This is a genomic window from Pseudomonas sp. GW821-FHT09A09, assembly GCF_059418405.1.
Genome location: NZ_JBWKPU010000006.1, coordinates 218444 through 229272 on the forward strand (window position 1 = coordinate 218444; position 10829 = coordinate 229272).

Annotated in this window: 8 protein-coding genes and 1 riboswitch; of the genes, 1 reads left to right on the forward strand and 7 read right to left on the reverse strand. The window is 64.4% G+C overall.

The window, feature by feature from the left end; genetic code table 11:
• Positions 1 to 5 precede the first annotated feature (5 nt).
• The 3 genes from AC07OV_RS07600 to AC07OV_RS07610 are packed head-to-tail and all read right to left on the reverse strand — an operon-like array spanning position 6 to position 2739.
• Entirely contained in the window at positions 6 to 881 is an 876-nt protein-coding gene (locus tag AC07OV_RS07600) for a rhomboid family intramembrane serine protease (protein ID WP_495091935.1), read from the reverse strand.
• A complete protein-coding gene (locus AC07OV_RS07605) occupies positions 878 to 1852 on the reverse strand; it encodes a metallophosphoesterase (protein ID WP_371319376.1) in 975 nt (324 codons plus the stop codon). Before AC07OV_RS07605 ends, AC07OV_RS07600 begins: the two co-directional genes overlap by 4 nt.
• A complete protein-coding gene (locus AC07OV_RS07610; RefSeq protein ID WP_003217892.1) occupies positions 1849 to 2739 on the reverse strand; it encodes an NAD(+) kinase in 891 nt (296 codons plus the stop codon). The genes AC07OV_RS07605 and AC07OV_RS07610 overlap by 4 nt, the downstream gene beginning before the upstream one ends.
• Positions 2740 to 2884: 145 nt before the next feature.
• On the opposite strand from AC07OV_RS07610, the gene AC07OV_RS07615 reads away from it, so the two are divergent.
• Positions 2885 to 3832, forward strand: coding sequence for a DUF1853 family protein (locus AC07OV_RS07615; protein WP_495091936.1), 948 nt, complete (start codon positions 2885 to 2887; stop codon positions 3830 to 3832).
• A gap of 95 nt (positions 3833 to 3927) precedes the next feature.
• On the opposite strand, the gene AC07OV_RS07620 is transcribed toward AC07OV_RS07615, so the two are convergent.
• Genes AC07OV_RS07620 through cobW form a run of 4 tightly spaced genes read right to left on the reverse strand, consistent with a single transcriptional unit; the run spans position 3928 to position 10417 of the window.
• Entirely contained in the window at positions 3928 to 4530 is a 603-nt protein-coding gene (locus tag AC07OV_RS07620) for a vWA domain-containing protein (protein ID WP_495091937.1), read from the reverse strand.
• A gap of 53 nt (positions 4531 to 4583) precedes the next feature.
• Positions 4584 to 5588 carry a magnesium chelatase ATPase subunit I gene (locus tag AC07OV_RS07625; RefSeq protein WP_495091938.1) on the reverse strand — a complete coding sequence of 335 codons (1005 nt, stop codon included), beginning with the start codon at positions 5586 to 5588 and terminating at the stop codon, positions 4584 to 4586.
• Positions 5588 to 9349, reverse strand: coding sequence for a cobaltochelatase subunit CobN (gene cobN / locus AC07OV_RS07630; protein ID WP_495091939.1), 3762 nt, complete (start codon positions 9347 to 9349; stop codon positions 5588 to 5590). Before cobN ends, AC07OV_RS07625 begins: the two co-directional genes overlap by 1 nt.
• A gap of 3 nt (positions 9350 to 9352) precedes the next feature.
• Positions 9353 to 10417, reverse strand: a complete 1065-nt coding sequence (gene cobW, locus AC07OV_RS07635; protein WP_495091940.1) for a cobalamin biosynthesis protein CobW — start codon at positions 10415 to 10417, stop codon at positions 9353 to 9355.
• Positions 10418 to 10509: 92 nt separating this feature from the next.
• Positions 10510 to 10709: riboswitch (cobalamin riboswitch) on the reverse strand.
• Positions 10710 to 10829: the final 120 nt, after the last annotated feature.

Sequence of the window (10829 nt, forward strand, 5' to 3'; positions counted from 1 at the left end):
CCTTATCAAAGTGAGGCTTTGCGGCGGTTGTACAGCCCGCCCAGCAAACCCGTCAGGCAACCGATGAGCAACCCGCTCACATGCGCCGCGTTGGCGATTTCGCCGAAGCCGATCATCGAGATCAGCCCCGACATGCAGAGCACCAGCCAGATCAGCATCATCGCCAGCACGCCACGGGGCAGACGATAAGCCGGGTTAGGCGATAACAACTGGAAAATCCAGCAATGCCCGAGCAGGCCATACAACACGCCGGACAACCCGCCAAACAGGCTCGGGCCGCCATAGGCGTATTGCGCGTAATTGGAGACCAGGCTGAACAGCAAGGTCAGGCCAAGCAGGTTGATGCTGCCCTGGCGCACTTCGATGCGCCGGCCCAGTTCCCAGTACCACATGCCGTTCATGGCCAGGTGCAGGATGCCAAAGTGAATCAGCATCGGCGTGACCAGCCGCCACCACTGCCCCGACGCCAGGCTATCGGCCAGCGGCGTAAACTGGATGTACTCACCCAGCACGCGGAACGGCAGGAAGGTCAGCCAACCCATGGTCTGCAGGTTTTCACCGAGCAACGTCACCGCGCCCACGATGATGCTCGCCAACAGTACCAGCGCGGTCACGGGGCTCATGCGCAATTGCTGGGCGAAACTGGGGCGGCTCTGCGGCGCCTGGAACTGTTCGGGAATATCCAGTTGCTGGTCCGGGTCACCGGCAGGAAAGCGCTGATACAGCACGCGCACATCATCGCTGATGGTTTCGGGCACCCACAGCACCTGCTCCCCGGCTTCTTCGCTGACGCGATGGGGTACCTGCATGCGTTGCAGCAACTTGACGAAACCGCCCAGGTCGACGCTCAGGGGCAAGCGCAATACAGCTACGGTACTCATGAGATAACCTCGGGGCGCTCAACGTCGACCCATACAAATTTACGCGGATCCAATTGGGTTTCCTGGTCCAGGCGATATGCCACCAGCTTGCCGTACAGCACGGCGCTGTAGTCCAGGCAGGCCAGGTTCTCGCGAATCGGTGCCGGCTTGCCGCTGCGCCAATAGTGGCCGACGAACAACAACGGTTCGTCCACGCCGTAGCGCAGCAAGGAATTCTTTTGTGTAGACGACAACGGCGTACGGGCCACCGGCTCGGGCAGCGCGTCGGGTTGGAACACGATGTCGCCGTAGGTCTTCGGGTCGTCTTCCCAGAACTTGGTGCGGAAGAACGAGCGCGTCAGGCCATCGCCACCGGTCAGCGTCAGGCCATCCGGCAGGCGCATGTCGGTGCCGCGCAGCAGGCGATCGAAGGCGTTGCAGGCAAAACTGCCCGGCACCGCGGCGGCCTGCAGGAAGTGCTGGTCGATGCAGCCGTCCGGGAAGGTGGCGCGCAAAGGCTGGATAAAACCGTCGTCCCAGCACGCGTGCACCACGCGGAAACGCCCGGCGTCGACAAACAGCGGCATGTCGTAGAACCAGCCGAGGAAGTCATGCCAGTCGCCCGGGTGCTGCTCGAACTGAGTCAGGGTTTCGTGGATCAACCGCGCATGCCGTGGGTTGTGCTCGCGCACGAACTGCTTGCCACTGCCCGGCGGCGCAGGCGTGGTCCAACCCAGTGCATTGAATTCATGGTTGCCCATGATGCACAGCGCCTGGCCGGCCTCGACCATGTCATGGACGATATGCAGCGCCTCGCGGATGCGCGGGCCACGGTCGATGATATCGCCGAGGAACACCGCCATGCGCGACGGGTGCCGCCAGACGCCGCCGATCTTGTGGTAGCCCAACTGGTCGAGCAAGTGCTCAAGGGTATGAGCGCAACCGTGCACGTCACCAATCAGGTCGTAGCTACGCGCGGGATCGAGCATCAGTCGCCTCCACCCCCCAAGCGGCTGCCCCAGCCCAGCTTGGTGCGGCACACTTCGTAGTAGTTGTGATCCAGCGGGTGGATCAACCGCAACTTCTGCGCCTTTTTGCTCACGGTGATGGTGTCACCGGGGGCACAGGTGAAATGGTTCTGCCCGTCGCAGGACACCTGCGGGTAGATCTGCATGTCTTTGGACACCACGATTTTCAGCTCGCTGTTGCCGTCGACCACAATCGGCCGGCTGGACAACATATGGGGGTACATCGGCACGATCACAATGGCATCGAGCTTGGGATGCATGATCGGGCCACCCGCCGACAGCGCATACGCCGTGGAACCGGTAGGCGTGGCGACGATCAGGCCGTCAGCCTTTTGGCTGCACACGAACTGGCCGTCGATGTACAGCTCGAACTCGATCATGCGCGTGGATTTGCCCGGGTGCAGCACCACGTCGTTCAGTGCATCGCCCTGGCCGATGGCTTCGCCGTGGCGACGCACTTCGGCTTGCAGCAGGAAGCGGTTTTCCACCAGGTAATGGCCGTCGAGCACCTTGGCCACTTCGACTTCCAGCTCATCCGGGCGGATATCGGTCAGAAACCCCAGGCTGCCCCGGTTGATCCCCAGCACCGGCACGTTATGCCGTGCCAGGGCGCGGGCGGCGCCAAGCAGGCTGCCGTCGCCGCCGACCACAATCACCATGTCACACACTTCGCCGAGCATCTTGCGCGACGAGGTTTGCAGGCCGTGGCCGGGGAGAATCTCGGCGATGGTGTCTTCGAGGATCACATGCAGGTGGCGTTCCAGCAGGAATTTTTTCAGCCGGCGGACGGTGTCCAACACCTGGGTACTGCCCAGGCGACCGATAATGCCGATATTGCGAAATTGCTCCATGGGGCTCCTGCGGGATTTGGGGTGTGGCAAAAAAGAACGATTATGGGCGAAAGGCCGCGTCAGGCAAAACCCTTTGTCGCCGTCAGGCCTTGATGACAACGGTTCTCAGCCACCTGCACCGCACGTAAAAGGCTATGCTCGGACCATGACTGTGTTCCCGGATCTGCACAACCTGCCCCGCCAACTGCGCCACCCGGAGGTGCGCGACCTGGCGTGGGTGATGCTCGCCCCGCCGATGCTCACGCAGACGCCGTGGCCGCAACGCCACCCGCTGGCCGGCAGCGACTGGGTGCAGGCGCCCCATCTTCTCGAACACTGGTTGCGCACACTCGATCAAGACAGCAGCGCCTTGCAGCACTGGCTGAGCCAGGCGCGCACCCGGCGCCTGGGTCTTTATTACGAGCGGCTATGGCAATTTGCGGTGCAGCATGCGCCGGGGGTGGAGCTGATCGCCGCCAACCTGCCGATCCGCCGCGCCGGGCACACCTTGGGCGAGCTGGATATGCTGATTCGTGATCGCGACGGCGTGCATCACCTGGAACTGGCGATCAAGCTCTACCTGGGCCCACAAGACGGCAACGGCAGGGACGCGGCCCTGTGGCTGGGCCCCGGTTGCCATGACCGGCTGGACCGCAAGCTGGCCCACTTGGCCCAGCACCAACTGCCGATATCTGCACGCCCTGAAAGCCGTGAAGCGCTGGCGGCGCTGGATATCCAGCAGTTCAATGCGCATTTGTGGTTGGGCGGCTATTTGCTGTACCCCTGGCCTGGATTGGCGGAGTCACCGAACGGCGCCCACCCACAGCACCTGCGTGGCCGCTGGCTGCATCAGCGGGATTGGCGGGCATTTGCCAACGCCAGCGCGCCCGGCCGCTGGCAACCCCTGCCCCGCCATGCCTGGCTGGCACCGGCGCATTACCCCGGGGATGAAGTCTGGAGTGAGGAGCACATGCAAGGTTGGTTGGCAGACCTGGACCCAATGGCGCCGGCGCAGTTGCTGGTGCGGATGGTTCAGGTGGGTGAGGATTGGGAAGAGGCGGAACGGCTGTTCCTGGTGGCGGATCTTTGGCCGAATGTACCGGGCAACACCTGATCCGCACGGTACAAACCTGTAGGAGCCGGCTTGCCAGCGATGAGGCCCTAACCGCTATGCAACCCTCAAGGCAGCCATCGCCGGCAAGCCGGCTCCTACAGGGTGTCGATATGCTGATAATCCAGCTGCAACCCAACGGCCAACTCCTGGGCCCGGGCTAACCTGATCGGCCCGCGCTCGATATCCACCAACAACCCTGGGCACTCCAAATGCGGCAGCCCGGCAATATCCTTGAGGCGCCCATCCGTGATCACCAGCAACCGTTGCTGCTCCGCCGGATAACGCTTGCGCCGCACCGCCAACCAATGCCCGGCCTCGGTCAGCGCTTCCAGTAACGGTGTACCACCGCCCGCGCCTAGTTGATCCAGCCACCCCGCCAACCCCTTCGCCGCCTTCAACCCCTGCACCTGCCATTTCGGCGCGTGCCCGCTGGCCGTCAGCAACGCCATGCGCGCCCGCTGGCGGTAGGCGTCATCAAACAGTTGGGCCAACAAGCCTTTGGCATCGGTCAGTGCTCGGTGGCGCCGAGTAGACGCCGACGCATCAACAATCACCAGCCACAGCTCATGGGCTGCCCGGCTGCGCAGGTGAAACAGCAAATCCTCTCGCGATTGCGGGCGGCCGCCCAGCAACGTGCCGGGCCAGTTGATCGAGCCCTGCCTGGCGCTGCGTGCCTTGCCGTGCCTGCCTTTCTCCACTCGCCCCGCCTTGGGCCGGGCATCCGCCCCCGCGTCAGGTCGAGGGCGAATGCCTAGGGCTTTTTTGGCCAGGTGGGGACTTCGCGGCGTGCGCCTGTGGGCAGGGCCGGCGCGGGCATGTCGCCCCATTGGCCCTGACCTTGGCCCGGCGAGGTATCGGAGGGCTTGGGCGATTGCCCTTCGCTCGGCGGGCTGGCCGGTGGCGTCTGCACCTGCCGACGATGGCGCAGGGCAAACTCGGCGACCGCTTCGATATCCTCTTCAGCGATGGCACCTGCGCCACGCCATGCCGCATGGGCCCTCGCGCCGCGCAACCACACCAGGTCCGCACGCAGGCCATCGACACCGGCCGCGAAACAGCGCTCGGTGATCTGCGCCAACGCCTCATCATCCAGCGCAATGCTGTCGAGTCGCGCCCGCGCCTGGGTGCAACGCTCACGCAGTGCGGCCTGTTCTGCGGCCCAGCGTGCAAGGAACGCCACGGGGTCACTGTCGAAATCCAGGCGGCGGCGGATGATCTGCCCCCGCTCGGCCGGCAAGGTCTGCCCGCTCAACGCCACATTGAAGCCGAAGCGATCGAGCAGTTGCGGGCGCAACTCGCCCTCCTCCGGGTTCATGGTGCCGATCAGCACAAACCGCGCCGAATGGCGGTGCGAAATGCCGTCGCGCTCGATCAGGTTGGTGCCGCTGGCGGCCACGTCCAGCAGCAGGTCCACCAGGTGGTCGGGCAGCAGGTTGACTTCATCGACGTACAACACGCCGCCGTCGGCCTTGGCCAGCACGCCGGGGGAAAACTGCGCACGGCCTTCGCCGAGGGCTGCGTCCAGGTCCAGGGTGCCGACCAGGCGCTCTTCGGTAGCGCCCAGCGGCAAAGTCACAAACTGCCCGCTGGCCAGCAGGTCTGCCAGGCCCCGCGCCAGCGTGGACTTGGCCATGCCCCGTGGGCCTTCGATCAGCACACCGCCGATCTTCGGGTCGATGGCGGTCAGGCACAGCGCCAGTTTCAAGTCGTCGGCGCCGACCACGGCGGACAGCGGAAAATGCGGCATATCAGTCATCAGCTGTCTTCTTCTATATCCAGCAACAGGTTTTCCAACGCGTCCTTGTAAGCCCCGGGCTCCTGCCACAGGCCGCGCTGCTGAGCTTCGAGCATGCGCTCGGTCATGTCGCGCAAGGCATCGGGGTTGTGCTGTTGCACAAAGGCCCGGGTGTCAGGGTCCAGCAGGTAGGCGTCGGCGAGCAACGCGTATTGATGATCGTCGATCAGCGCGGTGGTGGCATCGAACGCGAACAGGTTGTCCACGGTGGCGGCCATTTCAAACGCGCCTTTGTAGCCATGGCGCTTCACGCCTTCGATCCACTTAGGGTTGGCGGCGCGGGAACGGATCACCCGGTTCAGCTCTTCCTTCAAGGTACGGATCTTCGGCAAGTCCGGCTGGCTGTGGTCGCCATGATAGCTGGCAGCCTTGTCGCCACTCAGGGTTTCCACGGCGGCGAGCATGCCGCCCTGGAATTGGTAGTAGTCGTTGGAGTCGAGCAGATCGTGCTCACGGTTGTCCTGGTTCTGCAAAACGGCCTGAACCTGGCTCAGGCGCTGGGCGAATTGCTCACGGGCGGCCGTGCCTTCGTCGGCACCGCCATAGGCATAGCCGCCCCAATTGAGGTAAACCTCGGCCAAGTCTTCACGGGTTTGCCACAGGCGACCATCGACCGCGCCCTGCACGCCAGCGCCATAGGCACCGGGTTTGGCACCAAAGATGCGCCATCCGGCTTGCTTGGCAGCGGTTTCATCGTCCAGGCCGGACACACGCAACGCCTCCCGCTCGCTGCGCACCTTGGCCGCCAGCGGGTTCATATCGTCCGGTTCATCCAACGCGGCCACCGCCTGCACCGCCGCATCGAACAGGCGGATCAGGTTGGCAAACGCATCGCGGAAGAACCCCGACACACGCAAGGTCACGTCGACACGCGGACGGTCCAGCAGGCTGATCGGCAGGATCTCGAAGTCATCCACCCGCTGGCTGCCCGTGGCCCACACCGGGCGTACGCCCATCAGCGCCATGGCCTGGGCGATATCGTCGCCGCCGGTGCGCATGGTGGCCGTGCCCCACACCGAAAGGCCCAACTGGCGCAGGTGGTCGCCGTGGTCTTGCAGGTGGCGCTCAAGAATCAGGTTGGCGGACTGGAAACCAATGCGCCACGCCGTGGTGGTGGGCAGGTTACGCACGTCGACGGTGAAGAAGTTGCGACCGGTGGGCAGCACATCCAGGCGCCCACGACTGGGGGCGCCACTCGGCCCTGCGGGTACAAAACGGCCGGATAACGCATCGAGCAAGCCGCGCATTTCGGCCGGGCCGCAGGCATCCAGGCGCGGCGCGACGACGATGCGCAGGCTCTCGATCACCGCCTTCACGTCTTCCCAGCCGGGTTCTTCCAGCTGCTCCAGCGGCCCTTCCAGCGCCTGCTCGATCAACCGCGCGGCGTACAGCTCCAAACGCTCACGGGTGTCGCCCGCGGTGCGCCACAACTGTGGGTCGATCTTCTGCAACACCAGTGGACGGCGCCCGGTCCAGGGCTCGGCCAGGGCGCAGTCCAACGGGTCGAAGCCGAGGTCGAATGCCTTGGCCAGCACCCGCAGCAGGCTCGATTGCGGGCCGCGCCCATCGCCACGCGGGATACGCAACAAGGCCAGCAAGGTGTCGATACGCAGGCGACCTTCAGGCGACTCGCCGAAAACATGCAGGCCGTCGCGGATCTGCGATTCCTTCAAGTCACACAGGTAAGTGTCCAGGCGCGGCAGCCAGACGGCGGCGTCCGCGTCGCTATCCAGCTCGAGTTCCTGGTCGATGCGGGTTTCGCGCACCAGCTTGAGGATGTCTTTCTGTAATTCCAAGGCGCGGCGCGGGTCGAGCAACTGTGCTTCGTAGTATTCGTCCGCCAGCAACTCCAGGTTGCGCAGCGGCCCGTAGGTCTCGGCACGGGTCAGCGGTGGCATCAAGTGGTCGATGATCACCGCCTGGGTGCGCCGCTTGGCCTGGGCACCCTCGCCCGGGTCGTTGACGATAAACGGGTAGATATTCGGCAACGGCCCCAGCAACGCATCGGGCCAGCAGTTTTCCGACAGGCCCACGCCCTTGCCAGGCAGCCATTCAAGGTTGCCGTGCTTGCCCACATGGATCACGCCGTGGGCGCCGTAGGTGTGGCGCAGCCAGAAGTAAAACGCCAGGTAGGCGTGAGGCGGCACCAGGTCCGGGTCGTGATAGACGGCGCTGGCGTCCACTTGATAGCCACGCGCCGGCTGGATGCCGATAAAGGTCAGGCCCAGGCGCAGGCCGGCGACCATCAAGCGGCCGTCGCGGAACATCGGGTCGTTCTGCGGCGCGCCCCAGCGCGCCAAAACAGCCTGGCGATTGAATTCAGGCAGGCGGCTGAACATCGCCTCGTAGTCGTCCAGGCTCAGGCTTTGGTGGCAGGGGCGCAGGTCGAGGCTGTCGAGGTCGTTGGAGACGCCGCCGAGCAAATCGTGGATCAGCGCAGTGCCGCTCTCGGGCAGCGCGTTCGGCAGCGGATAGCCTTCGGCTTGCAGCGCACGCAGGATATTCAGCGCAGCCGCTGGCGTATCCAGGCCCACGCCGTTGCCGATACGGCCGTCGCGGGTCGGGTAATTGGCGAGGATCAGCGCGATGCGCTTGCCGGCATTCGGCACCCGCGCCAGCTCGACCCAACGCCGTGCCAGTTCGGCGACAAAATCCATGCGTTCAGGCGCTGCGCGGTAGCACACCACGTCCGACTGGCTGCGCTCACTGCGCCAGGCCAGGTCCTTGAAACTGATCGGCCGGCTGATGATGCGCCCGTCCAGCTCCGGCAAGGCAATGTGCATCGCCAGGTCGCGCGGGCCCAGGCCTTGTTCGCTGGCCTGCCAGCCGGGCTCGTTGTCTTGGGCGCAAATCGCCTGGATTACCGGGATATTGCGGCGAAACGGTCGCAAATGCGGCGCTTCGGGGCTGGATTGAGCAAAGCCGGTGGTGTTCAAAATCACCGCCGCGCCCACTTCATCCAGCAGGTCCTCGACCACCGTCAGGCAGCCGGGTTCTTTCAAACTGGCCAGCGCAATCGGCAGCGGGTTTAGGCCCGCTGCCTGTAAGCGTTGGCAGAACACATCGATAAAACCCGTATTGGCCGCCTGCAAATGCGAGCGGTAAAACAGCACTGCCGCCACCGGCCACTCAGGGTTCCAATCCGCCAGCCAGTCGTTCAGGCGCGGGTTGGCTTTATGCGGGTGATAAATCGCCGTGCGTGGCAAGGTTTGCGGCTCAGCCCAGGCGTAGTCGCGGCCCAGGTAAGCGCTGGCCAGGCAGCGATAGAAATCCAGCGCGTTGCCCAGGCCGCCCTGGCGCAGGAAATGCCACAGGCGGTCGCGGCTTTCGGCGTTTACCGTACTCAGGCTGCTGAGTTCCGGGTCCGGGCGATCGTCCCCCGGCACCAGGATCAGCTGCACGCCGCGTTCGGCCAACTCCACCAGGCGCTCGATGCCGTAACGCCAATAACCAATGCCGCCGTGCAATGAAATCAGGATGACCTTGGCGTGGCGCAGCACTTCATCGACGTACAGGTCGACCGACGCGTGGTTCTGCACCTGCATCGGGTTGGCCAAGCGGAAACTGGGGTAGTCGTCGGGCAATTGCTGGGCCGCTTCGGCCAGCAAGGCCAGGCTGGAATCACCGCTGCACAGGATCACCAGGTCAGCGGGGGTTTGGCCAAGGTCGGCAATATTGTCGTCCGAGACGAAACCACCGGGCTGGGTCCTGAGCAGGTGCATGGGTCAGACGCTGAGTGCAGCGCGCAACTGCGCTTCGAGGCCAGCGGCGTCGAGGTCCTGACCGATCAGCACCAGGCGTGTGATGCGCGCTTCGTCAGCGCTCCAGGCACGGTCGAAGTGCTTGTCGAAACGCGTACCCACGCCCTGGATCAGCAGGCGCATCGGCTTGTTCGGGATGGCCGCGAAACCTTTGACGCGCAGGATGCCGTGTTGCACCACCAGCTGGGTCAGGGCGTCGAGCAGCAGGGCTTCGTCGGCTTGCGGCAGGTCGATGGAAATGGAATCGAACGCGTCGTGGTCGTGATCGTCGTCCTCACCTTCGTGGTGATGATCGTGATGGCTGTGGCGACCGTCGATGTGCTCTTCGGAGCCGGCACCCAGGCCGATCAGCACGTCCAGTGGCAAGCGACCGCTGCTGGCTTCGATGATCTTCACCGCAGGCGGCAACTCTTCAGCGACTTCCAGGCGCACGCGGGCCAGGTCTTCCGGGTTGATCAGGTCGGTTTTGTTGAGGATCACCAGGTCGGCGCTGGCCAGTTGGTCGGCGAACAGCTCGTGCAGCGGCGATTCGTGGTCCAGGTTCGGGTCCAGTTTGCGCTGGGCGTCGACCTGGTCCGGGAAGGCGGCGAAGGTGCCCGCCGCCACGGCCGGGCTGTCGACCACGGTGATCACCGCGTCAACGGTGCAGGCGCTGCGGATTTCCGGCCACTGGAAGGCTTGTACCAAGGGTTTTGGCAGGGCCAGGCCTGAAGTTTCGATGAGGATGTGGTCGAGGTCACCGCGACGGGCGACCAGTTCGCGCATCACCGGGAAGAACTCTTCCTGCACGGTGCAGCACAGGCAGCCGTTGGCCAATTCGTAGACGCGGCCGTTGGCTTCTTCTTCGGTGCAACCGATGGAGCACTGCTTGAGGATTTCACCGTCGATGCCCAGTTCGCCGAATTCGTTGACGATTACCGCAATGCGACGGCCCTGGGCGTTGTCGAGCATGTGGCGCAGCAAGGTGGTTTTGCCCGAGCCGAGGAAGCCGGTAACGATGGTGACGGGGAGTTTGGCCAGTGTTTTCATCGGATGCCCTTGGGGGCGGGCATACGGGACGATAGGCCCTGCGACGGCGCGCAGCAGCGGATTTCGTCACCGGATCACCCCGCCCGGTTGAATTGAAAATCGGTTGCGAGGCAGGTCTCCTGGCTTGGGGCGTGCGGGTCTTGCGACCGGCGCTGGCTGCGCCTTCCCGCCGATTTGGCAGTGGCGTGGCAGTCAGTTGAACCCTTTACAGTTGCGGGGGCAGCCGCGGCTTGGACCGCGTTCCCTTCTTAGCTCCGGCCTGGGCTGGAGAACCTCGAGGGTGCAAGGCTACGCAGTGCTTGGGGGATGGTCAATGATGGGGTTGGGTTGGTGAGCATATCCGTTGCTGCGGTAACGGCGGCTTAGGGTTCCGCCCTTACGGCGGGTCACTTTCGAAAAGCGCGAAAGTAAC